At 51.5% G+C, this 24,093-nt stretch carries 17 protein-coding genes; 7 read left to right on the plus strand and 10 right to left on the minus strand.

Annotation, left to right across the window (positions count from 1 at the left end; genetic code table 11):
* Positions 1–33 precede the first annotated feature (33 nt).
* Together ACG2F4_RS00105 and acnA are read right to left on the minus strand one after the other, a co-directional pair.
* On the minus strand, positions 34–1,212 hold the full coding sequence (locus tag ACG2F4_RS00105) for a histidine kinase dimerization/phosphoacceptor domain -containing protein (RefSeq protein ID WP_395257036.1): 1,179 nt from the start codon (positions 1,210–1,212) through the stop codon (positions 34–36).
* Positions 1,213–1,404: 192 nt separating this feature from the next.
* Positions 1,405–4,125, minus strand: a complete 2,721-nt coding sequence (gene acnA, locus ACG2F4_RS00110; protein ID WP_395257038.1) for an aconitate hydratase AcnA — start codon at positions 4,123–4,125, stop codon at positions 1,405–1,407.
* A gap of 273 nt (positions 4,126–4,398) precedes the next feature.
* Between acnA and rplM the strand changes: the two genes are divergently transcribed.
* From rplM to smc, 7 genes are all read left to right on the plus strand, one after another.
* Positions 4,399–4,848, plus strand: coding sequence for a 50S ribosomal protein L13 (gene rplM / locus ACG2F4_RS00115; protein WP_395257040.1), 450 nt, complete (start codon positions 4,399–4,401; stop codon positions 4,846–4,848).
* An 8-nt stretch (positions 4,849–4,856) separates the two neighbouring features.
* Entirely contained in the window at positions 4,857–5,243 is a 387-nt protein-coding gene (gene rpsI, locus ACG2F4_RS00120; RefSeq protein ID WP_395257042.1) for a 30S ribosomal protein S9, read from the plus strand.
* Positions 5,244–5,469: 226 nt separating this feature from the next.
* On the plus strand, positions 5,470–6,357 hold the full coding sequence (gene rpsB / locus ACG2F4_RS00125) for a 30S ribosomal protein S2 (RefSeq protein WP_395257044.1): 888 nt from the start codon (positions 5,470–5,472) through the stop codon (positions 6,355–6,357).
* 54 nt (positions 6,358–6,411) lie between these two features.
* On the plus strand, positions 6,412–7,245 hold the full coding sequence (tsf, locus tag ACG2F4_RS00130) for a translation elongation factor Ts (RefSeq protein ID WP_395257046.1): 834 nt from the start codon (positions 6,412–6,414) through the stop codon (positions 7,243–7,245).
* 85 nt (positions 7,246–7,330) lie between these two features.
* Positions 7,331–8,056, plus strand: a complete 726-nt coding sequence (gene pyrH / locus ACG2F4_RS00135) for a UMP kinase (protein ID WP_395257048.1) — start codon at positions 7,331–7,333, stop codon at positions 8,054–8,056.
* A gap of 318 nt (positions 8,057–8,374) precedes the next feature.
* Positions 8,375–8,944, plus strand: a complete 570-nt coding sequence (gene frr / locus ACG2F4_RS00140; protein WP_395257050.1) for a ribosome recycling factor — start codon at positions 8,375–8,377, stop codon at positions 8,942–8,944.
* Positions 8,945–9,095: 151 nt separating this feature from the next.
* On the plus strand, positions 9,096–12,557 hold the full coding sequence (gene smc / locus ACG2F4_RS00145) for a chromosome segregation protein SMC (protein WP_395257052.1): 3,462 nt from the start codon (positions 9,096–9,098) through the stop codon (positions 12,555–12,557).
* A gap of 115 nt (positions 12,558–12,672) precedes the next feature.
* On the opposite strand, the gene ACG2F4_RS00150 is transcribed toward smc, so the two are convergent.
* The 8 genes from ACG2F4_RS00150 to ACG2F4_RS00185 all read right to left on the minus strand — a co-directional run bounded on the left by ACG2F4_RS00150 (position 12,673) and on the right by ACG2F4_RS00185 (position 24,052).
* Complete coding sequence (locus ACG2F4_RS00150) at positions 12,673–14,067, minus strand: mandelate racemase/muconate lactonizing enzyme family protein (protein WP_395257054.1); 1,395 nt, start codon at positions 14,065–14,067, stop codon at positions 12,673–12,675.
* A gap of 106 nt (positions 14,068–14,173) precedes the next feature.
* Entirely contained in the window at positions 14,174–15,373 is a 1,200-nt protein-coding gene (locus ACG2F4_RS00155) for a mandelate racemase/muconate lactonizing enzyme family protein (protein WP_395257056.1), read from the minus strand.
* Between the two features lie 244 nt (positions 15,374–15,617).
* Complete coding sequence (locus ACG2F4_RS00160) at positions 15,618–17,714, minus strand: PQQ-binding-like beta-propeller repeat protein (protein WP_395257058.1); 2,097 nt, start codon at positions 17,712–17,714, stop codon at positions 15,618–15,620.
* Between the two features lie 95 nt (positions 17,715–17,809).
* Complete coding sequence (locus tag ACG2F4_RS00165) at positions 17,810–19,003, minus strand: bile acid:sodium symporter family protein (protein WP_395257060.1); 1,194 nt, start codon at positions 19,001–19,003, stop codon at positions 17,810–17,812.
* A gap of 89 nt (positions 19,004–19,092) precedes the next feature.
* Positions 19,093–20,652: an aldehyde dehydrogenase (NADP(+)) gene (locus tag ACG2F4_RS00170; protein WP_395257062.1), complete on the minus strand. Its 1,560-nt coding sequence runs from the start codon at positions 20,650–20,652 to the stop codon at positions 19,093–19,095.
* 4 nt (positions 20,653–20,656) lie between these two features.
* The gene (locus ACG2F4_RS00175) at positions 20,657–21,490 is read right to left on the minus strand and encodes a fumarylacetoacetate hydrolase family protein (protein ID WP_395257064.1); all 834 of its coding nucleotides are present in this window, start codon (positions 21,488–21,490) and stop codon (positions 20,657–20,659) included.
* Between the two features lie 299 nt (positions 21,491–21,789).
* Positions 21,790–23,091 (minus strand): mandelate racemase/muconate lactonizing enzyme family protein, encoded by a 1,302-nt coding sequence (locus ACG2F4_RS00180; RefSeq protein WP_395257066.1) that lies wholly within the window; start codon positions 23,089–23,091, stop codon positions 21,790–21,792.
* A gap of 46 nt (positions 23,092–23,137) precedes the next feature.
* The gene (locus ACG2F4_RS00185; protein ID WP_395257068.1) at positions 23,138–24,052 is read right to left on the minus strand and encodes an RraA family protein; all 915 of its coding nucleotides are present in this window, start codon (positions 24,050–24,052) and stop codon (positions 23,138–23,140) included.
* Between the last annotated feature and the right edge of the window lie 41 nt (positions 24,053–24,093).

Here is a 24,093-nt window from a genome sequence, read left to right on the forward strand (position 1 = left end):
GTGAACATAGTTAAGCAGAAGAATACATCGTGATCAGCCTTCGGCGGGAAAAGACATATGGAAATGAGATCCCTGATCCTGGTTTTCAAATTCAAGGTTTCCATCCAGCTTTTTTAGCATCACATCAATAATCCACATCCCGATTGTTTTACTGCTCCTCACTTCAAAATCATCGGGCAGGCCCACGCCATTGTCAGAGATGCTCAGGTTGACCTCTTCAGATTCTTTATACAGGTCGACCGTTACTTTTCCGTGGTCAAGATCCTTGAACCCGTGTTTAAAAATATTAACCAGCAGCTCATTTAGGACGATCCCGCAGAGTAACGCCTTATTGGCAGAAATATGGATATTTTCGGCCTTCAGGTCTATGGCAATATCTTTTGGCATGTCGCCCAGTGTTCTCTCAATCTGCTCCGTCAGTTGTCTAAGATAAAACCCCAGCTCAATATCTTTAAACAGCCCCTTTTCACAAAGCAGGTCATGCACCCTCATCATCGACTGAATGCGGGTGTAGGTCGTCTGCAGCACCTCCTTGGCATCCGCATCTGTTACCGAAGGCAGTTCCATCTCGATAAGACCCGCGATAACACTCAGGTTGTTCTTGATCCGGTGATGCGTCTCGGTCAGCATTACCTCTTTCTCCTTTAGCCGGGAGTGGAGGCGTTCGATCTGGCGGGACCGCTCGATCGCTACCGTAACATGAGAGGCGAGGGCCTGGAAAACCGGGATATCGTGCGGCGTAAACTCTTCATTTTGGCGCCGGTTGATCGCCTGCAATACCCCGATCACTTCATCATCCTTGGAGATAAGCGGTACACACAGGATGTTCCTGGTATTGAAATCCTCTGCCAGATCTCCCCAGAACACCTCCGACTCCTCCACATTGTTCGACAGGAACGGCTCCCTGTTTTCCACCACCCAGCCCCCGACTCCCTTGTGCTTGGGAATGCTTTTGCCCTTGATCTCCTCTTTTACCGGGCCGGTCGGCAAGCTGACGAACAGTTCCCCGGTACTCTGGTCGAGCAGCATAAGCGAGCTGGCTTCTGTACGCATAACGATACGAGTGGCCTCCATGCTCTCGGCAAGAAGTGATTTCAACTCGACGGTGCGGTTTATCCCCTCAATCGTTTCCAGCAGTAACTGTAAACTCTCTCTGGGTTGATCCTGTAGATCTATTTTTTGAAAAGCCTGGCTATCGAGTTCCTTTTCCATACTTTTTCCCGCTAGGTTGCCGTAAGGTAAATGATTTCGTATTAAAAGATCCTACCAATAAAACAATCTAAAAAAACCCGGTAAAACCTAAAAATATCAAGTACTTATAAAAATACTAATAATAGATGAAAGCTTTAAAAAAGCCCGGCTTTGACTGGCCGGGCCTTGCAAATATACCGTATTACGCCTTAATCAGCCGGACTGCTGTTCTTCGCTTTTGTAATACTGCCTCAGCACATAATGCAATATACCCCCATTGCGGTAGTAATCAATTTCCACGGGGGTATCGATTCGGTTCATCACGCTAAACTTCGTCACCTTCCCGTTTGCATGTTTAGCTTCAACGGCTACCTCCTGGCGTGGCTGCAGGTCATCATTTACCTGTATGGTAAAGACTTCTGAGCCGTCGAGCCCGAGGCTGTCGGCCGATTCGCCTTCTTTAAACTGAAGCGGCAAGACGCCCATCCCCACCAGGTTGGAGCGGTGGATCCGCTCATACGACTCGGCTATTACAGCCTTCACTCCCAGCAGGATTGTGCCTTTGGCAGCCCAGTCCCGCGAAGATCCGGTTCCATACTCCTTGCCGGCCAGCCCGATCAGCGGCGTGCCATCCTTCTTGTATCGTGTAGCCGCATCATAGATGGTTGTAATCTCATCATCCGGGAAGTACTTGGTGTATCCCCCCTCTTTGCCCGGAGCAAGCTGGTTTTTGAAGCGGACGTTTGCAAACGTCCCCCGGGTCATTACCCGATCGTTGCCGCGACGCGACCCGTAAGAGTTGAAATCTTTCTCTTCCACGCCGTGCTCAATCAGGTACTGTCCGGCCGGACTTTCCTTTTTGATGTTACCTGCCGGGGAAATATGGTCGGTCGTAATCGACTGCCCGACCTTGACCAGCGCACGCGCCCCTTCAATTGGTGTGATCGGGTCGGGATCTTCTCCCATATCCATAAAGAACGGTGGCTCCTGGATGTAGGTGGATTCCTCCTTCCACTCGTACAGCTCTCCGCCGCCGACCGGAATCTTATCCCACTCTTCTGACTTGAAGATGTCGCCATACTGCTTGTTAAACAGTTCGGGACGAATGGCGCTGTCAAGATGCTCGGCAATTTCATCGGAGGTGGGCCAGATATCCTTCAGGTACACATCGTTGCCCTCTTTATCTTTTCCGAGCGGTTCATTTTCCAGGTCAATATCTACCGTGCCGGCCAGCGCGTAAGCCACAACCAGCGGTGGTGAAGCCAGGTAGTTGGCTTTAACATACGGGTGGATACGTCCCTCGAAATTCCGATTTCCTGAAAGAACTCCAGCGACAATCAGCTCGCCATCTTTGACGGCCGCTTCGACCGCTTCCGGCAGTGGACCGGAGTTCCCGATACAGGTTGTGCATCCATACCCGACCAGGTTAAACCCGAGCTTGTTCATATAATCTGTGAGTCCCGCTTCTTCGAGGTAATCGGTAACCACACGCGATCCCGGAGCCAGCGACGTTTTAACATAGGGCGGAACCTGCAGCCCTTTTTCATAGGCTTTTTTAGCCACAATGCCCGCGCCCAGCATTACGCTCGGGTTGGAAGTGTTCGTACAGCTGGTGATGGCGGCAATAACCACATCGCCATGTTTCATCTCCACTTCACGCCCGTTTTTGAATATCCCTTTATTTGCCAGCTGATCTTGTGCAAGGTTAAAGCCCATCGTAGGATCGTTGCTGGTCAAACTGCTTTCGAAGGTGGACTTCATATTTGGCAGCGTAATGCGATCGTGAGGTAATTTAGGTCCAGCAAGAGAGGTTTCGACTTCTCCCAAATCAAGTTCCAGCGTCTCGGAAAATACCGGGTCTTCGGTATCTTCGGTTCGGTACAGGCCCTGCTCTTTCATGTAGCGTTCGACCAGCTCTACATGCTCTTCCGCTCTACCTGTGCGCCGCATATAGCGCATCGCCTCATCATCCATCGGGAAGAACCCCATGGTAGCCCCGTATTCGGGCGACATGTTGGCGATTGTGGCCCGGTCAGGCAGACTCATGTTGGAGAGCCCATCCCCGTAAAACTCGACAAACTTGCCAACCACGCCGTGCCGCCGGAGCATTTGTGTTACGGTGAGTGTCAAGTCAGTAGCCGTAATCCCTTCACGAAGGCGGCCGGTCAGCTTCATTCCCACAACTTTGGGAATAAGCATGTGGATAGGCTGACCCAGCATCGCGGCTTCCGCTTCGATTCCGCCGACACCCCATCCGAGGATTCCCAGCCCATTGATCATGGTAGTGTGTGAGTCGGTTCCCACGAGCGTATCGGGATAGGCGATCAGGTTGCCATCTTCATCTTCTTTTGTAAATGCGCCCTTTGCCAAATATTCCAGGTTTACCTGGTGCACGATGCCGCGCCCCGGAGGTACAACCCGGAAATTATCAAACGCTTTCTGTCCCCATTTCAAAAATTCGTACCGCTCACGATTGCGCTCAAACTCTTTCTCAACATTGTGCATAAAGGCGTACTCCTGCCCGAACTCATCAACCTGCACGGAGTGGTCAATTACCAGGTCCACCGGAACCTGGGGATTGATAGACTGGGGATCGCCCCCCATCCGCTTCATGGCCGATCGCAGTGCGGCCAAGTCAACGACAGCAGGAACGCCGGTGAAGTCCTGCAGAACCACGCGCGAAGGTTTGAAGGGGATCTCCCCCTCGGGATCTTCCGCGTTATAACCGGCAAGCCTTTCAATGTCATCTTCGGTAATTACATATCCGTCATATTCACGCAATACCGCCTCCAGCAATACCTTGATGGTGAACGGAAGCTTGTTGACATTTCCATACCCCAGATCCTCCAGCTTTTCAAGACTATACAGATGGGCTTTACCGGTACCGGTGTCGAATTCTCGGCGTGTTTCCTTCAGTAGGTTACTGTCGCTCATGTTATTCTTGGAGTCTTTTGTGTTCTATTGTTGTTCCTGCTTGTTTTCAGCCACTTGAATTTACGACTAATTTTGTAAAATATCTTGTAGTGGAACGCCCTAAATTTCCATTCCTCTTTTGACGCGTTTCCCTGTTCAAGCGGGACCTTCTCTGCCGGAATCTCAATGTTCTGGCCTGCGTTTGTATATATCTCCTATTTTTTCATTGCAAGTTGTTTTTAAGAAGCCTATTTTTCGAGACTTCACAAAAAAGCAATTTAATCTGGAATTATTGTGGATACTACAAGTTTTAAGACATACACGGCAAAACCCAGCGATATTGAGAAAGAATGGGTTCTGCTGGATGCAGAAGACCAGCCCCTGGGGCGACTGAGCAGCAAGGTGGCAACGTTGTTGCGCGGAAAGCACAAACCGGAGTTTACCCCGCACATGGACACCGGCGACAATGTTGTTGTTATCAATGCTGAAAAGGTAAAGCTTACCGGTAAAAAAATGCAGCAAAAGGAGTATTTCCGCCATACCGGATATCCCGGCGGAGAGCGTTTTACCACTGCAGAGGAATACATGGAAAAAGATCCCACCTTCCTGGTCAAGAATGCCGTCAAGGGAATGCTGCCCAAGAATCGCCTGGGAAGCAAGCTGCTTACCAACCTGCGGGTTTATGCTGGTCCCGTGCATCCGCATACCGCACAAAAACCTGAAAAAATTGAACTCGACAGCTAATTAGGACTATGGCTCAAAAGAATTTTATAGGAAGACGTAAAACCTCGACAGCACGGCTCTATATCCAGCCGGGGAACGGGGAGTTTATCGTCAATAATCGTGAGCTCGATGATTATTTTCACACCCGGGCTCATCGCAACCTGGCAATTTTTCCGCTGGAGCTGACCGAAAACAACGACAAGTTTGACATCAAGGTAACCGTCCGGGGCGGTGGAATGACCGGTCAATCCGGAGCTATTCAGCTGGCGCTGGCCCGTGCGCTCGATGATTACGACGAAGAGCTGCACTCCATTTTGAAGGAGCACGACCTGCTGACGCGCGACGATCGCATGGTCGAACGCAAGAAGTATGGTCAGCCCGGAGCCCGAAAGAAATTCCAGTTCTCCAAGCGGTAATTTGTTATTTGTTGACTGGTTATTCGTTATTAGTACAGCCCTGTTTCCAATACAGGCAACTCCAACCAAATAACTAATAACAGATAACCAATAACTAAAATATCACACATACACAGCACCTCGTGCGCCGAGTGCTCAGCACACAACCTGAAAATGTGATGCTGGGTTAGCGCCAGGAATGACCTGTGTAGCGGACTAACTCAAATAGAAATCACATACTATATTTATGCCAACTGCACCCAATCTAGAAGAACTATTGAAATCCGGTGCCCATTTCGGGCATCTCACCCGCCGATGGAATCCAAAGATGAAGGAATTCATCTTTATGGAGCGCAACGGGATTCATATCATCGACCTGAAAAAGACCGAGCAATACCTCCAAAATGCGCTCGAAGAAGTCACCAAGCTGGCACGGGCCGGTAAAACCATCCTGTTTGTGGGTACCAAAAAACAGGCCCAGGATATTGTTAAAACTGAAGCCATTCGCTGCGGCATGCCCTATGTTACCCATCGCTGGCTGGGCGGTATGCTTACCAATTTTTCCACCGTCAAGAAAAGCATCGGCCGGATGGAGGAGATCGACCGGATGAGCAAGGATGGCACTTTTGAGGACCTGACAAAAAAAGAAGCCCTGATGCTGGAGCGCGAGCAGGACAAGCTGGAGCAGACGCTCGGCGGAATCGCCAACATGAATCATCTGCCCGGTGCGGTGTTCATCGTGGATACAATCAAGGAAAATATTGCCGTCAAAGAAGCGGTCAAGCTGCATATACCAATTGTGGCGATGGTTGACACCAACAGCGATCCGGATATCCCTGATTACATCGTGCCCTGCAATGACGACTCGGCTCGTACGATTCAGCTGATAACCTCCATGGTTGCAGACGCCATCATCGAAGGAAACGCAGAGCGAGAAGCTCAAAATGAGGAAGAACTGCTGGAACAGGCCGCCGAAGAAGCTAAAAAGGCGGAGCAAACCCAGCGGAAACGCCGAACCCGGCGAAGAAAATCTTCTGATGATTCCGAGTCCGCCGACAATGATGACAAAGACAGCGACAACGAAGAGGCTGAGGCTGCAGATACTGAAGAAAACGCCGGCGACGAAGAAGAATAAGCTGCTGGCTTCACAAAAAAACAAAATCCCAAAAATTTAATATTCTCAACAGAAATGAGTATTTCTGCATCTGACGTAAAAAAACTAAGAGACCAAACCGGGGCCGGCATGATGGACTGCAAGAACGCCCTGGAAGAATCAGACGGCGATTTTGAAAGCGCAGTCGAAATTCTACGGAAGAAAGGACAAAAACTCTCCGAAAAGCGGGCCGACCGGGAAGCCGACCAGGGCCTTATTGTGACCCGGGTCAGTGAAGACGGGACCAAGGCGGCTGCCCTGGAGATCAACTGCGAAACAGATTTTGTAGCACGCAATGAGGATTTCCAGGCGCGTGCAAAATCATTTGTCGATCTGGTGTTCGAAGAAGAGATTGAGACGGTCGAAGAGCTGCTGGATACTGAAATTGACGGCCTCGCGGTGGCCGATCACCTCAAAGACATGATCGGCAAAATCGGGGAGAAAATTAAGATCTCCCGCGTTGTTCTCGCCAAGTCCGATGGTCAGCTGGTCTCCTACATCCACCCGGGCAACCAGCTCGGCGTGCTGGTGGAATTCGAAGACGACATTGCCGATGAAGAGGTGGCCAAAGATGTGGCCATGCAGGTTGCAGCGATGAAACCGATCTCTGTAAATCGCGACGGCGTTGACAGTAGCGTAGTTGAAAAGGAACTCGAAATCGCCAAAGATCAGCTCCTGAACGAAGGCAAACCGGAAGAGATTGCCGAAAAAGCCGCGCAGGGCAAGCTTCGCCGGTTTTATGAAGAACATGTACTATTGGAACAAAAATTTGTCAAGGACAACAGTCTCACCGTGCAGGATTACCTGAAACAAAATGAGGCACCGCTGGTGAAATCGTTTCACCGGCTACAGCTCGGGGAGAACTCCTGACCCCCATGATTTTCCAAAAAAGGTTACCAATTCGGTAACCTTTTTTTTATATATAAACGATTTCAAAACAACAAATTCAGTGACAGTGGCAAAAAAATATCAACGCATCTTACTCAAATTGAGTGGTGAAGCGCTACTAGGTGAACAGGGACACGGGATTGACGGGAATATTCTCTCTCAGTATGCCGAGGAGATAAAAAATCTGCATGAAGAGGATATTGAGATATGTGTCGTCATCGGCGGGGGCAACATCTTCCGGGGTGTCAAGGGGGCGACTGAGGGCATGGACCGCGTGCAGGGAGACTATATGGGCATGCTGGCGACCATGATCAACAGCATGGCACTGCAGGATTCGCTTGAACGATCCGGCGTATATACCCGGCTGATGTCTGCTATTCGCATGGAGGAGATTGCCGAACCCTACATTCGCCGTCGTGCCATCCGCCATCTTGAAAAGGGTCGCGTGGTTATCTTCGGGGCGGGTACCGGCAACCCCTATTTTACCACCGACACTGCAGCCTCACTACGGGCCATCGAGGTAGAAGCGGATGTGATACTGAAAGGCACGCGGGTGGACGGTATCTTTGACTCAGACCCGGAAAAAAATCCCGATGCCGAAAAGTTTCACACTATTACAGGAAACGAGGTACTCGACCGGCGGCTCGACATTATGGATCTTACGGCCTTTACGCTCTGCCGCGAAAATCATACCCCGATCATCGTCTTTAACATGAATGTGCCGGGTAATCTCAAAAAAGTGGTGGTGGGGGACGAAAAAGTAGGCACCAAAGTGGTTTGGGATCAGGAGTAGGCCCATAAGCCACTTATTTCCTCTTTTTCCTGGTATAATCGTTTTGGTCAATACTCGCTTTATCATCTATTTCTCTTTGATTAACTAAAGGGCTTGTAAAGGTTCTGGTATTGAGGGCTTTGCAAAACAAACCCTATCCATCTTTCGTGCGGACTTGCCGGGCAGAAGGAACAGGCGATTCCAACATCCGCAGCTACCAAGCTTGCATTTTCTGGGGAAGCAAAATTTGTGAAAAGAACCAGTTTTTTTAAATTCCTTAGCTGCCTTCTGCACTGGCACACGGCATCAATCAACCCAAATTTTACATAAGTGCGTATTATGATACCTCAGGAGCTACAATCTATTATCGACGACGCTGATCAACAGATGGATGAAACGGTCAATTTTTTTAAGAAAGAACTATCGCACGTCCGTGCAGGAAAGGCTCAACCTTCGCTGTTGGATGGTGTGAAAGTCGACTACTATGGCAGCCAGACCCCGTTAAACCAGCTGGCCAACGTAAGCGCCCCGGAAGCCCGGCTGTTAACCGTACAGCCCTATGATAAATCGGCCCTCGAAGATATCGAAAAAGCAATCATGAGTGCCGGGTTGGGACTAAATCCCAACAACGACGGGAATATCATTCGTATTCCACTGCCCATGTTAACCGAAGAGCGCCGGGAGGAGCTGGTTAAACGTTGTGGTGAAATCGCAGAAGATGCCCGCATCAGCATACGCAATACCCGCAGAGAAGCGAATGACGAAATCAAAAAGACGGTGAAAAACGAATCACTCTCCGAGGATGCCCGGTATGAGGCAGAAGAGGAAATACAGCGTATAACTGATAAACACACCGAAAACGTGGATAAGCTGCTGAAGAAAAAAGAGGGCGAAATTCGCACTGTTTAACTCCATATTCAACGGTCTGACACAGCTTTTCTTCTAAGGCAAGAGCAGGCGGAATTGACGGTAACAGCCCGCTTGTTCGTCGTTCCTTCAATACATGTATATATCTGAACTTGAATTACAGGGTTTCAAAAGTTTTGCCTACAAAACCAAGGTGAAATTTGACAATGGTATAACCGCCATTGTCGGTCCCAACGGGTGTGGAAAATCCAATATCGTTGATTCCATGCGGTGGGTACTGGGAGAGCAGCGCCCCACCCTTCTGCGCTCATCCACCATGGCAAATGTCATTTTCAACGGTACGGCCCAGAAAAATGCCCTGGGCATGGCCGAGGTTTCCCTCACCTTCATCAACAACAAGGGGCTGCTTCCCACCGAGTACAGCGAAGTTACCATCACGCGCCGCCTGTACCGCTCGGGAGAAAGTGAATATCTCATCAACGGCACCACCTGCCGCCTGAAGGATATCAACGAGCTGTTTATGGATACCGGGATGGGATCTGACGCCTATTCCGTGATTGAGCTAAAAATGGTGGAAGACATACTTAATGACAAAAGCGACCGGCGCCATCTGTTTGAGGAGGCAGCCGGCGTGACCAGCTACAAAGAGAAGCGCAAAAAAACGTTTCGAAAGCTGGAAAGTACGCAAAAAGACCTGCAGCGGGTGGAAGATATTCTCGTGGAGGTTCGCAAAAATACGCGGTCGCTGGAACGGCAGGCCGAAAAAGCCCGCAAGGCCAAGCAGTACCGGCAGGAGCTGGAACAGCTGGACAAAGCGCTGAGCAAGCAGCAGTACCAGAATATCAAGGATGAGCTGGAGCCGCTGAAAGGGCGTATTGCCAACGCAGACAAAGAGAAAAAGGAGATCCAGAAAAAGCTGGAATCCCTGGAGGAGGCGGAAGAGACCGCTCGCACCATGCTCAATAAAAAAGAGAAGAAGCAGTCTGAAGCCCAGCGGCGTGTCTCTCAGCTGCAGGGTAATATCAGGGATACGGAGACGGAGCTCCAGATCACAAAAGAAAAGATCAGTAATGAAAAGGGCGTCATTGAACAATATACCAAGGATATTGAGCAGGCAGAACAGGACCTGGAAGAGCTGCGCACAATCTTCAAAAATACTACCAACAAACTGGATTCATTCCATATTGAACTTGATCGGGCCGAAAATAATCTAAGCCAGTCAAAGGTTAAATACTCGGAAATACAGCAGCAGTTTTCTTCCGAACGGAATGTCCTCAGTGAGCTCGAACAGCAGCACAGCGCAACCAGCCGCAAACTGAATGAGTTACAAAATAAACGGATACGCATTGAGTCGCGCCTTGAAAATACCGAGGAAGACCTGCAGCGTATCGCCAATGAAATTTTTGATCTTGAAGAACAGATTAAAGCACTGGAAAATGAACGGGATTCTCTCCGGTACCAGGTGGAAAAAGCCCGCAGCGAACGTGAGGAGATAGAGGAAGCGATAAGCCAGGCCAGGAAACAGCGGCAGCAGCTCAGCGAGCAGCGGGATGAGCTTAAAGATGAAATCCGCCGACGCCAAAGCAAGCTGGACTCCATCCAGTCGGAGGTTGAACTGCTGCGCGATATCGCAGACTCCAACGAGGCGTTTCCCTCCAGCGTCCAGTTTTTGCTTGAAAATTGCCAGCAACAGTTTGATCTGCTGGATGTGGTGTCGAATATCCTGTCGACCGACCAGCAACACTCGGTTGCCCTGGAAAACGTCTTGGGAGAAGCGCTTAACTTTGTGGTTGTGGATACGCTGGCCGATGCCCGTAAAGCCGCTGCCATTCTAAAAGAGGAGGACAAGGGCCGCGCCACCTTTATCCCGCTGGACCAGCTTTCCGAACGCTATGAAGTGGCTGACCAGTCGCTCTGCCGGTATGTGGAGTCGGACTCGAAGTTCAACACCCTCAAAGAGCTGCTGCTGGGAAATGTGCTTCTGTTTGACTCGGTTGACGAAGCCTACAAGACCCTGCGGGGAACCAGAAACATCGGGGTAACGACGGAGGGAGAGGTTATCACCTCGCACCATTTTTTCCAAAGCGGGAGCAAAAGTAAAAATGCCGGCATGCGGGTGGGACTCAAAGACAAAATTGAGAAACTTGAACAGAGGGCCCGCGAGGCGCAATCAAATATTGAAGAAGCCCGGGACTCGCTGAAAAGTGTCACCCAACAATATGAATCGATCCACATACAGGAGCTGGAACAGGAGCTCAAAGCAAGTGAAAAAGAAGTCCGCCGCCTGGAGCAGGAGATAAATAGTGCCGGCTCCAAAATCCAGATCTATGAAAAAAATATTGGGGAACTGAAAAACCGGCGCCAAGACAAGTATGATAATGAGGATTCGGCTCAGTCCGAATTAAAAGGAATTGAGCCACGCCAGAAGGAGCTGAAACAGGAACTGGCGGAAATAGAGCAGAAACAGCAGGAAAAGCGGGAGGCCCTGGAACAGCTGGAGGAGGAACGTTCCATAGCCCAGAGCCGGTATAATGATGCACAGCTCAAGCATCAGGACCTGAAGAACAAGGTGGAAAACCACGAGCGGGAAATCAAACGGGCGGAAGAAGGGATCAAAAGCCTGAAACAGCGCCTCAAGCATCGGTCAGAACGGAAGGAAGAAGCCCGGTCTCGTATCGAAGAATACAACAAGAACATTGAAACGCTGGAACAACAGCTTGAAGAAGCCCGCGAGCAAAAGAAGGAGGCCGACGAAAATCTCGAAGAAGCCGAGAAGGCGAACGCCAGGCAGCGCGGACGTATCAATGAGATTGAAAAAGAGCTGAAAGAGCTGCGCCATCAGAAAGAGGTGAATATGGAGCTGGTCCACCACCTTGACAAGGCCCAGGAAAAGTTTGAGATGCAGGCAGAAAATATTTCTGATCACATCTGGGAAACATACGGCATTTTGATGGACCAGATTGAAGAGGAGCTCCCGGAGGATACAGATGCGGACGAAGTGAAGGAGCGAATTGCATGGCTTAAGCAAAAACTAAATAAAATCGGTGAGGTCAATCCCCTGGCCATCGAGGAGTTCGAGGAGGAGAAAGAGCGTCTGGAATTTTATGAGGAACAGATTGCCGACCTGCAGAAAGCGGAAAAGGAGCTTCGCGAGACGATCGAAGAGATCAATAAAAAAGCTACTGCGCGATTCAATGAAACGTTTGAGGAGATCCGTCAAAACTTCCAGGATGTGTTCCACACGCTGTTCAACGAGGATGATTTCTGCGACCTGGTGATTGAGGAGGATGTGGAGGATCCGCTGGAGGCCAAGATCGAGATCAAGGCCAACCCTCGGGGCAAGCGCCCCTCCAGCATCAACCAGCTTTCGGGTGGCGAAAAAACGCTGACAGCCATCGCCCTGCTGTTTTCCATCTACCTGGTCAAGCCTTCTCCATTCTGTGTACTCGACGAGGTCGACGCCCCGCTGGATGATGCCAACATCGAACGTTTTGCAGATATGATCCGCCGTTTTAGCAAGGACACGCAATTTATCATCATCACCCACAACAAAAAGACGATGAGCAAGGCGGAGATGATGTACGGAGTCACCATGCCGGAGACCGGTATCAGCCGCCTGGTGGGCGTACAGCTGGATGAAATCCCGGCGGGGTGAGGATCAAAATAAAAATAAACATCCAGCCCTCTCAAGGCTGGATGTTTACTACAAAATGGACACTTAGGGAAAAGTGCAACCCTGCAAAGGGTTGCGTTGGTCCAACTATTCTATCTCAGCTCCAAAGCCGATCCCAGGAGCGCACCTCGTCCCACTCGGGGGTCGGGGCAAACAGCTCTTCTCCTTCAATGAGATATTTTTCCACTACCTCTTCATTGAGTTCCACTCCCAGTCCCGGGGTCTCAGGGACTTTAACAAAGCCCTCTTCAACAATCGGCTTTTCAATACCGGTTACTAGGTCCTCCCATTCCGGGTTGTCAACAGCGTGATGCTCCAGCCACATAAAATGCTCGGTGGCTGCAGCGCTGTGCACGCATCCAAGGAAGGAGACCGGTGAGGCCGCATGGTGATGCATAAATGCAACCCCATTTTGAGCGGCATAATCACCGATTTTTTTGGTTTCCAGAATCCCACCAGAAGTATTGGGATCAGGATGAACAATGCGCACCGCTTGTTTATCAATCAACTCCTTAAACCCTCCTTCCAACATGTAAATATCTTCACCGGTTTGTGTCGGTGTGGTCGTGGAGGTGGTAATTTCACGCCACTGATCGGTATAGAACCACGGAATAAGATCTTCCATGTATGCCAGATTATAGGGTTCGGCTGCACGGGCCAGTTTTATCGCCTCATTTACCCCAACATGACCCCAGTGGTCCGTTCCCATCGGTATTTCATAGCCGATCTTCGAGCGCATCACATCCAGATATTCCATCAAGTGGTCTATTCCCTTTTCCGTTATCTGCACACGCGTAAAGGGGTGTTCGGTTAAGTTATAACCGGTATACTCATGTTGCCAGGGTTGCAGGTCCCCGCCAGGGGCATTAACCAACGCACCCGGAATCCCCTCCAGCAGATTGATCCCGATGTCCATCTTCAGGGCTGTATATCCTTTGTCAACACGGTCCTGCATGCGCCGGGCATACTCCTGGGGATCCTCAGAAACGGTAGTATCACAATATACCCGAATTCGATCGCGATACTTACCGCCTAACAACTGGTACACAGGCACCCCATAGGCCTTCCCGGCCAGGTCCCACAGGGCCATCTCCACCCCTGACACGCCGCCACCCTGGCGACCGTGGTGCCCAAATTGCTTGATGATCTTAAAAAGCCGTTCCACGTTGCAGGGATTCTCTCCCAACAGGCGACTTTTCAGCATCAGGGCATATTTCTTACTTGCCCCATCGCGTACATCCCCATGTCCTACAATTCCCTGGTTGGTGTAGATACGGATGATGGGCGTGCGAAACACCACGTCGCTGATTTCCGCTATACGCAGATCCGTAATTTCCAGATCAGAAGGATTGGAATTGCGGTTTACCTTTTGGGTAGCATGGGCCAGCTGGTCTTCGATCGGGGCCAGGGTCATCCCGGCCAGGCTGAGTCCTCCAAGACCCATCTTCTTGATAAAATCCCGGCGACCATCCTTATTCTTTTTATTTTTCATAACTTGATTATTTCTTTGAGTATATGGTTATATCCCGATATATAATGTCCGGGATGGACTTTTTTTGAGAGGGGTATAGTATTCAGGAGCGGAAAATCACAAACACTTACCCCCACCACTCTTCCCCCTCCAGCATGTACTCTTTGAGCAGATCTTCATTCAGATCAAACCCAAAGCCGGGCCGGTCGCTCAGCTGGATATATCCGTCTTTAATCAACTCCTTGTCATAGCCAAGTATTCGCGGATCACCATTCATCGACCAGTTTTCTCCAAAGGGAAATATCTCATGTGCCAGAAACTCACGAACAGAGGCGGCCCAATTCGCTGAAGCAACTGTAGCTATTGGCCCTGCAACATTATGGGTTGCCACAGGGATATAATAAATTTCGGCCAAATCAGCTATTTTTTTGGCCTCCAGCAATCCTCCAGCCATTGCCACATCTATTTCAATCTTGTTAACACCCGCATTTACGATAAAGGGTCGAAAATCTTCACGCCTGTAAAGATTTTCTCCACATAGAATGGGTACAGGTGCCTGTTCCGTCAGGCGAACCCACTGTTCATTAAATCCTATTGGCATTGGATCTTCTATCCACCAGGGACGTACGGGTTCAACGGCCTTGGCAAGTTGAAGTGCACTGTCAAAATTCAGCTCCCAATGGCAATGCACGGCGATATCAATATCCGGACCCAAAGCATCTCGAAGATTTTGGTATCCCCTGGCATTCATATCTATTTCCGCATTCGACATCTGCCTGTTTTCCAAAGAGCGCAGCCAGTGCTGGTCTCGCAGTATGTCCACTTTAACGGCCGTGTATCCCCCGCCCTTAACCATTTCGGCATATTTAGCACAAGAATCTTTGTCAAGCATATCCTCTGGTCGCGAAGAAAGATAGGCCCTCACCTCATCCACATGCGAACCGCCCCCAAGTATTTTGTAAACCGGTTGTCCCGTAACTTTTCCGATGATATCCCACAGCGCCATTTCAACACCTGTCACGGCATGTGTTGCTATACCGTGATTTCCCCCGTAGAACGATGTATTCGTACTCATCTTAAACACCAGCTGCTCAAGATCAAAGGGATCTTCCCCTTCCAACAGGGGCTTAAATACGTTCAGAATTATATCTTTGGCACCATATCCCTGAGAGTCGTGATGACACTCCCCGATTCCCGAAATACCCGCATCCGTTTCAACTTTTACCAGGGGACTTACTCTGGCCCCAAGATTTGTCAGCATGCATTTGACATCGGTGATCTTTACCTGACCGGAGTCCGATTTGACTACCGAATCAAAAAAAGACATACTAACGGCAGGTATCGTAAGGGCTAGGCTTTTTATAAAACTACTTCTGTCCATAATAACTCCTTTTATTGTACCTTTTTGTTTGAACTATTAAGCTATATCATTCAAATCAGTGCATATCCACCTATTCGCCCCTGGATACTATAAATCCCATCCCCGGCAGCAATAAAAAGTCTTGTATTTACTGTCTTCAATAATGGCATTCTCTTTAGTAGTCAGAATGCCATTATTCTACGATCTTATTTTAATTCGGTAGCGTAAATGCCACATAGTAATCACCAGGTTTGGCTCCCCGGCCGCCGCCGGCAGAAATCACTACATATTGCCTGCCATCTATCATATAGGTGGATGGGGTAGCAAAACCGGCTGTCGGCAGGGTTGTCTCCCACAGGATTTCTCCCGTATCTTTGTCGAACGCCCGAAACTTTCCATCCTCAGTTCCCCCAATAAAAATGAGTCCACCGGCCGTGAGGATCGGGCCTCCATATGTTTCGGAACCCGTCGGCGGGATTCCTCTTTCCAAAAGCTCCGGATAGGTTCCAAGTGGAACTTTCCATTCAATCTCACCGGTATTCAGATTGACAGCATTTAGTGTGGCCCAGGGAGGTTTAATTGCTGGATACCCTTCCGGATCTTCAAAGTTTTGATAGGCCGTTACATTTAAATATTGTCCGCTTTCAGCTGTTTCCATCTCTTTACCACTTCCTTCGTACACAGCCTCTCGTTCGTTATACAGAAAAGCCAAAATCGCCTCTTTTTCCTCTTCCGAAAGATGTGTAAATGCCGGCATACGTCCCCCACCGTCTTCCATAATAGAGAGCACCTCCTCTTTGTTCATCCGCTGAGATACATCATGCAAAGCGGGATAGTCCGGATCCCGGCCTTCCAAATTAGTTCCATGACAGGTCGCACATTGTTGGTAATAAAAAGTCTTTCCCTGTTCAAAAAATGATCCATCAGCAACAATATCGTGTAACACTTTTTTAACTGTGCTGTATTCGGGAATTTCATTGGCGTTGATATATAAAATACCCGTCTCCGGATCGTGAGCCGCACCACCCCAGTTAGCACCGCCACTCGAACTCGGTAAATAGACGCTCCCCCCGGGGTCCGGAGGTGTGAAGAATCCGTCGTTTCGAAGTTTCTCAAATTCAGCCAATACAGAATCGTGGGATTCCTGAGACAAATCCGTTATTTGATCCCGGGAAAAATTTTGCCGAACAAACGGTTCGGGAGCTGTTGGATGCGGTTGGGTAGGCCAGTCGTGTTCACTTTCGATATTGGACTGCGGAACCGGTCGTTCTTCAATGTCATATAACGGCTCCCCGGTCTCACGATCAAATACAAACGTAAAACCGGTTTTGGTTACCTGTGCTACAGCGTCAATCTTTTTCCCATTCCGTTCTACCGTTACCAGGTTCGGAGGAGACGGCAGGTCGTAGTCCCAAATATCGTGATGAATTGTCTGATAGTGCCAAATACGCTCTCCGGTGGCCGCATCAAGAGCTACAAGGGCATTTCCAAAGAGATTTTTCCCCGGGCGATCCCCGCCATAAAAATCGTAGGTGGGAGACCCCAGCGGTACATAAACGATACCCCGCTCTGAATCCAAGCTCATTCCGGCCCAGTTGTTGACTCCTCCTTTGGCAATTTCTTGTTCCCCTTCGACCTGTTCCCACGTTTCATAACCGAATTGTCCGGGCTGTGGAATTGTGTGGAAGATCCACTCCAGGCTACCGGTACGAACATCATAGGCCCGAATATGCCCGGGAGCTGACCCGTAGCTTTCGCCCGTTGCCGACCCCATAATAATCAGATCCTCATAAATGATTCCCGGAGAAGGAGATTTAACCTGGATACTGGCCGGGTCACGACCCAGATTTTCGTTTAAATTAATTTTCCCCTGCGCTCCAAAATCTTCAATCAATTCTCCATTATGGGCATTCAGTCCAAAAAGATATATACCTGCCGAAAAGAAGATGCGTTTGTCGCTGCCATCTTCCCAATATGTCACCGCACGCATATACCCCCGCGGCGGATCTTCGGGGAAAGGCCTGTACATCCACAGCTCTTCACCTGTCTGGGCATCCAGTGCAAATACATTGAGATTTGGAGTTCCCCCATAGAGTACCCCGTCGACAACGATGGGATTCGTTTCGATCGTGGCATAGCGCCCTTCCTCGAGATCATCGGATTTATAAACCCAGGCCTCTTGCAGCCGGTCTACATTATTCTTATTGACCTGATCCAGTTCTGAGTAACTGCTGCTGTACGTGTCTGCCTTATATACTGGCCAGTCACTTGTTTCTGGGTCAGATTGGCAACCTGAGAAAAGCAACAAGAGTGATCCTGTTAATTTTATCAGGTTAGAGTACAGAAATACTATGGGGAAATTTCTATTCAACTTTACCTTCGGTTAAATCGTCGGGACATTATTCAATTATCTGAGTCTGTATCAACAACTTCAGAAGCTTTGGTTCCTTCCTTTGCAGACCCGGTCGCATCGCCCTGTTCAGTTTCTTCAACCAGAGCCTTTCGCCTCCACCAGTTGGCCAGGGCAGAGCCGGAGACGTTCATCCATGACCCAAAGATCACCGAGGGGACGCCAACCGTGGCGATTTTGCCCATCTCCACGGCGATGCCGGAGGCCATCCCCGCGTTCTGCATGCCCACCTCAAAGGCGATGGTGCGGCATGATTTTTCATCCAGCCCCGAAAGCCGGCAGCCCCAGTAGCCGAAAAAGTAGCCGGCCAGGTTGTGGATCACGCCGGCCACAATAATCAGGAAACCAAGTGTCAGGATAGAATCGCGTCCGCCTGCCGTCATGATCCCCAGTATTACCACAATGCCGGTCATCGAAATCGTGGGCATAATATCGTCCAGCCACTGGGCCTTCCCGTGTAGGTAGCGGTTAAACAGCACGCCCAGTACCACCGGCAGAATAATCATATTGATGATACTCCACATCATCTCCAGGAAGTCAATCGGCACAAACTGGCCAGCCAGCAGCTGCATCAGAAACGGCGTGGCCAGCGGCGCCAGCAGGGTCCCGATTGCCGTCAGCGTGACCGACAGGGCCAGGTTGGCCCCGGCGATATAGGTCATCACATTGGAGGCGACCCCGCTGGGGGAAGAGCCCACCAGCACCACACCGGCGGCAATCTCAGCCGAAAACCCGAAGCTCAGTGCCAGGGTGATCCCCAGCACCGGCATGATGGTAAACTGGCAGATCAGTCCCACGATAACGCCCTTGGGCATCTTCACCACGCCCACGAAATCCTGGATACTCAGGGAGGTCCCCATCCCAAACATAATGATCTGGATCAGCGGAACGATGAAGACACTCAGTTCCACCCCGCCCAGCTCAGTAAAGGGAGCCGGGTAGAACATGGCGGCCGCCACCGAGGCAAACACCCAGATCGAGAAGGCAAAGTCACGAAGTACCGAGTCGGTGCCCCGCACCCCAATAGCCAATGAGATGAACATCGTGACGACGGCTGCGCCTATGACATCAGCATTAAATCCAAGGCCCAGTAATACAAAAATTGAGACACAACTTAGTGCACTTAAATATTGCAATATCGTGTACAAAATATTACCCCGACTACCATTTTCGTTCTTTTCCATCATATCAATATTTATCTATTTGCAAATATTTTTTTCCTGTGTGTTCCCTTCATATACCGACTGTTTCAGCTGAAATAACTTCTCCTTTCCTGCTATTTCGTACGCTCCCAGTTGACAAGCCGCCCGATGCCCAGCGGGTTGTCCGCTTTGAGCTCATCCGGCAGCTGCTCCTCCGGGAATCCCTGGAAGCAGACCGGGCGTACAAACCGCTCAATGGCCAGGGTTCCCACCGACGTGGCCCGGGCGTCGGTGGTGGCGGGAAACGGTCCCCCATGTACCATGGCGTGGTTCACCTGCACCCCGGTCGGAAAGCCGTTGAAGATCAGGCGACCAACTTTGCGCTGCAGTACCCTCACCAGTTCGGAGTACTCTTCAAGGTCCTGTTCCGTTCCGTACAACGTGGCCGTCAGGTGGCCCTGCAGATTCTCCGCAATAGCCACCAGGTCCTGCTTGCCGCCGGCCGTTATCGTCAGTGTGGACGGGCCAAAGACCTCTTCTTCGAGGAACCGGTTGGCCAGGAAGTCCTTTGAACTTACATTAAGCAGGTGCGGTACCCCCGGGGTGGCCGAGCCGTTGTCTTTTCCATCTGCGACAAGCCGGACGCCTTCCTGCTGCAGCAGTTTTTCGAGTCCCTGCTTGTAAGCCGACTGGATACCGGCCGTCAGCATGGTCCCGGCGCTGGCTTTTTTGAAATGCTCGGAGACCTTTTGCTGGAACGCGCGGGCCTCATCAGAATCCTGGTAGGCCACCAGCCCGGGATTGGTACAAAACTGTCCCACCCCCAGGTTGACGGAGTTGACCAACCCTTCGGCGAGCTCTTCGCCCTGCTCTTTGAGGGCGCCCGGCAGCAGGAACATGGGATTGGTACTGCCCATCTCGGCATAGACCGGAATCGGCTCCGGGCGACGGGTGGCCGCATCGTAGAGCGCTTTCCCTCCCTTAAATGAGCCGGTAAACCCGATCGCCTTTGCCAGCGGGTGTTCGACCATCGCCTGACCCACCTCGTGGGAGGTTCCCTGTACCATCGAAAAGGTTCCGTCTGGCATTCCCGTCTCTTCCACTGCTTTCCGGATCGCGCCCCCGACCATCTCGCAGGTGCCCGGGTGGGCGGGATGTGCTTTCACCACGATGGTGCATCCCGCGGCCAGGGCCGATGCGGTGTCTCCGCCGGCCACTGAAAAGGCCAGAGGGAAGTTGCTGGCCCCAAAAATGCCGACCGGGCCGAGCGCCATCTTCATGCTTCTGATGTCAGGGCCCTCCTTGGAGGTGTCGATGCGGGCATCCACCCACGAGCCCTCCCGGATCACCTTCCCGAACAGCCGCAGCTGCCCGACGGTGCGACCCCGCTCACCGTTCAGGTGTCCTTCCGTCAGGCCGGTTTCCCTGCTGCAGCGCCGGATGAGCTGGTCGCCCAGGGCCTCGATCTCGTCGGCGATCGCCTCCAGCAGTTCAGCCCGCCGGGTCCCGCTTTTCTGGCGATACACCTTAAAGGCTTCCTCTGCCTTCCGGAAGGCCTGGTCGACCTCATCGCCTGTGGCCTCCACGTAGCTTGGCTGAAGGTCTTCACCCGTCGCCGGGTTGACCGCCTGGAAGATCACACTCCCATCGGCTGACCGAGTGTTTCCTATAAAATTTTCCCCTGTCAGTTCCATCTGCCTATTTAACTTTGTTGATTAATGTCCCGATGTGGGAAATTGAAATTCTGATTTCATCGCCGTGATGCAGCGTAAATTCGTTGGTGGGCACAATACCGGTGCCCGTCATCAACAAACTTCCCTTTGGAAATGAGCACTCCCGGTATAGGTAAGATACAAGCTCACTGAATGAGCGTTTAATCTGGTTAATCTCTATATCTTCGGCAAACACAATGGTCCCGTCCCGTTCAATCTCCAATGCAATAGTTGTTTCCGGGGGAAGTGAGTCTTCGGTCACATACATACACGGGCCCAGCGCCGCCGAGCCGTCGTAGCATTTGGCCTGGGGCAGGTAGAGCGGGTTTTCGCCTTCAATACTGCGGGAGCTCATGTCGTTGCCGATGGTGTATCCCACGATTTTTCCGGCAGAGGTGATCATCAGCGTGAGCTCCGGTTCGGGCACGTCCCAAGTCGAATCTTCTCTTATTCTAACATATTCACCAGGTCCAACCGTACGGTTTCTAGTAGCTTTAAAAAAAAGTTCCGGCCGGTCTGCGCTGTACACGCGATCATAAAAATCACCGCCACCGGCCTCTTTTGACTCCTCCTGCCGGCCCAGTTTGCTCTTGTAGTAGGTCACCCCGCTGGCCCAGATCTCCTGGCGGCCAATCGGGGCCTCCAGTTCGTTTTCCACCAGCTCCTGTCCATTCGCCACTGGCTCCTGGGCTGACACGATGCGTTCGATTTTACCGGCCAGCCCGTCATCATTAATAAACGAGTCCCACTCCTGGTCCAACAGGTAAAATGCATCCCTGTGCTCGATTACTATTCCCGCCGTGGTCTTGTATACTTTCATGCAAATCTACCCGTTTGGTCTTGTATGCAGAGGGCTTTGCAAAATCCTCAATTCCTCGTTTAGGGGGAGTTGTACTCCCGTTAAAAGATCACCAAGGTCGGTAACAACTACTTCCCAACAAAATGGCAGGTTCTGCAAAGGTCCCTATGTGTATTCATGAGCCTGATTGCAGGATTGGGTAACCGGTTGGCAGATACTATTTGATTATTTCCCAATCTTCTCTCAGGCTGCAGTTGCCTTCTAATAAATGACCGGACCCGTCCCTGCAAGCCCGGTCAGATTTGGGATTTAGAGAAAACTCATTCAAAAAACGGATAGCCCTCGGTGGCGTACTTGCGCATGCCCTCCTCGTTGATCTCCACCCCGATGCCGGGTTGGTCCGAGACCGGCAGGTAGCCATCCTCATCGACCATCTGGTCGCCGTCCCAGCTGACGATCTCCTTGAACATCGGGTCCTCGTGGAAGTATATCTGCCATTCCATAATCATAAAGTTGGGCACCGAGGCGCACACGTGGGCCGTGGCCATCGCCCCCAGGTAGGAGCTGACCATGTGCGGGGCAAACGGTATGTAGTACAGCTGGGCCAGATTGGCGATTCGCTGGCCTTCCCCCAGGCCACCCGCTTTCTGCAGGTCCGGCATAATCATATCCACGGCCCCGATCTCAAACAGCTCCCGGAAATCATGGGCCAGGTAGAGATTCTCCCCGGTACACAGCGGTGTGGTGGTCTCTTCCTGGATATACTTGTATGCCTCGGGGTTTTCAGCCGGAATCGGGTCCTCCAGCCACATCAGGTTGACCGGTTCCATCTTGCGGGCAATCTTTTTGGCACTCGGCAGGTCGTAGCGCCCGTGCATGTCTGCGCAGATATCCACATCCGGGCCGACCTGCTCGCGGGCGGCCATCATCTGGGCGTACATTCGCTCGATCTCTCCCTGGCTGGCCGTCCAGTTGTAACGGTCCCACCGGGCCGGGTCGTTGGCCTGATCCAGGTCAAACTTGACGGCCGTCATGTTGTAGTCAACTGCCTTCTGAGCGCTTTGGGCAAACTCCTCGGGAGAGGGCTGGGAGGACTGGTACAGGGCCGTGTCCATATACACCCGCACCCGGTCACGGAACTTCCCGCCCAGCAGCTGGTAGACCGGCACTTCCAGGGCTTTCCCGGCCAGGTCCCACAGGGCGGTCTCCACGGCCGCCAGGGCCGCCAGGTACATCCCCGACTGCGCCCCGCCGAACACCCCGGAACGCCGGATCTCATAATAAAGGCGATGCACATCCAGCGGGTTACGGCCCTGCAGGCGGCGCCCCCAGCCCAGCACCAGCTGATCGGTCCCGCGCACCGCATCGGCTCCCTCCCCGTGGCCGACGATATCCTGGTTGGTGTAGATCTTGACAAACAGGTGACTGCCCCCGCGGATATACCCCACCTTCAGATCCGTAATCTCAAGATCGGACGGACGGGAATATTTCTTCGTTTTGTTTACGGCCTGCTCAAGGCCCTTGCCCGCTCCGGTGAACGGGGCCGCCGCAAACGCACCGGCGCCCAGCGCACTCTTTGATAAAAATGATCGTCGCGAATACTTATTATTTGTACTGTCCATATTGTTTCCTCTTTCTAAATTCATCTTAGTGGTTTTCCGGCCGATATTACCAGGTGCGCTCATCCAGCAGCTCCTGGATCTGCTCTTTGGGCACCGGCAGCTCATCGATGTGATCCTCCAGCCAGCGGGAGAAATCCTTCTCGATCTGCTCCGACCAGCGTGCGTCGATCTGCCCGGCGCTGTATACGCCCTCGCGAATCCGCTGCTGGCCGAACATGTCGCGCAAGCGCACAATTTCCGAGGTGGTGGCCACCTGTTCTGCCAGGTGGGGCGGGATAAATATCACCCCGCCATCGCGCCCCAGCACGACATCCCCGGGCATGACCATCACCTCACCGATACGGGTGGGGTGGTTTATGCCCACCAGGGTGGTATTCAGCTCCCCATCGGGATTGTTCAAGTGGTGCGAGGGATGATAGCTGCGAAAAAAAGCCGTAAAACCATCGATCTCCTTCAGCCCGGCCACATCGCGCAACGCCCCGTTATAGACGATCCCGTTACCCGAATTGGTATAGATGGCGTTCCCCACATTGTCACCGATGGTGGGCCCGTCCTCGTGGGCACCAAACTGATCGGCCACATACACATCGCCCGGTTGCAGCATCTCTACCGGCCAGGAGTTTTGCGAGCCCGTGCGACCTACCTTTTCTCCCTGTTTCTCAAGCACACGCTGCACGTCGGGGCGGCCCGGCATAAACGTGGCTGTCAGCGCCCGGCCCACCAGCACGCTGTCGGGGTTCAGCACCTGCCAGTTTTCCGCATACTGATGCTCGTAGTTGTTGTTGCGCAGCACCGCCCACGCCTCTTCCAGGGTCACCTGTTTCATCCGTTCCAGCAGGCTTTCCGGGACCTTCGGGCGGCCGTCAGGGTATCGATCCCCCTCCCATTCCGGGGTCAGGGCTATCAGCTCCTGTTCGGAAAATTGCACTTCCTGTGCCTCCAACGGAAAATGGAAAATCATAAAAAGTACTAACAAACAAATCGTGTAAGTCCAGCTGCTTT

The organism is Halalkalibaculum sp. DA3122 (genome assembly GCF_043951865.1).
GTDB lineage: Bacteria > Bacteroidota > Rhodothermia > Balneolales > Balneolaceae > JAMQKA01.

Coding starts and splice junctions, on each gene's coding strand:
- ACG2F4_RS00105 (WP_395257036.1), bottom strand. CDS start 1,212: ATGGAAAAGGAACTCGATAGCCAGGCTTTTCAAAAAATAGATCTACAG.
- acnA (WP_395257038.1), bottom strand. CDS start 4,125: ATGAGCGACAGTAACCTACTGAAGGAAACACGCCGAGAATTCGACACC.
- rpsI (WP_395257042.1), top strand. CDS start 4,857: ATGGCTCAAAAGAATTTTATAGGAAGACGTAAAACCTCGACAGCACGG.
- rpsB (WP_395257044.1), top strand. CDS start 5,470: ATGCCAACTGCACCCAATCTAGAAGAACTATTGAAATCCGGTGCCCAT.
- tsf (WP_395257046.1), top strand. CDS start 6,412: ATGAGTATTTCTGCATCTGACGTAAAAAAACTAAGAGACCAAACCGGG.
- frr (WP_395257050.1), top strand. CDS start 8,375: ATGATACCTCAGGAGCTACAATCTATTATCGACGACGCTGATCAACAG.
- ACG2F4_RS00150 (WP_395257054.1), bottom strand. CDS start 14,067: ATGAAAAATAAAAAGAATAAGGATGGTCGCCGGGATTTTATCAAGAAG.
- ACG2F4_RS00155 (WP_395257056.1), bottom strand. CDS start 15,373: ATGTCTTTTTTTGATTCGGTAGTCAAATCGGACTCCGGTCAGGTAAAG.
- ACG2F4_RS00165 (WP_395257060.1), bottom strand. CDS start 19,003: ATGATGGAAAAGAACGAAAATGGTAGTCGGGGTAATATTTTGTACACG.
- ACG2F4_RS00170 (WP_395257062.1), bottom strand. CDS start 20,652: ATGGAACTGACAGGGGAAAATTTTATAGGAAACACTCGGTCAGCCGAT.
- ACG2F4_RS00175 (WP_395257064.1), bottom strand. CDS start 21,490: ATGAAAGTATACAAGACCACGGCGGGAATAGTAATCGAGCACAGGGAT.
- ACG2F4_RS00180 (WP_395257066.1), bottom strand. CDS start 23,091: ATGGACAGTACAAATAATAAGTATTCGCGACGATCATTTTTATCAAAG.
- ACG2F4_RS00185 (WP_395257068.1), bottom strand. CDS start 24,052: ATGATTTTCCATTTTCCGTTGGAGGCACAGGAAGTGCAATTTTCCGAA.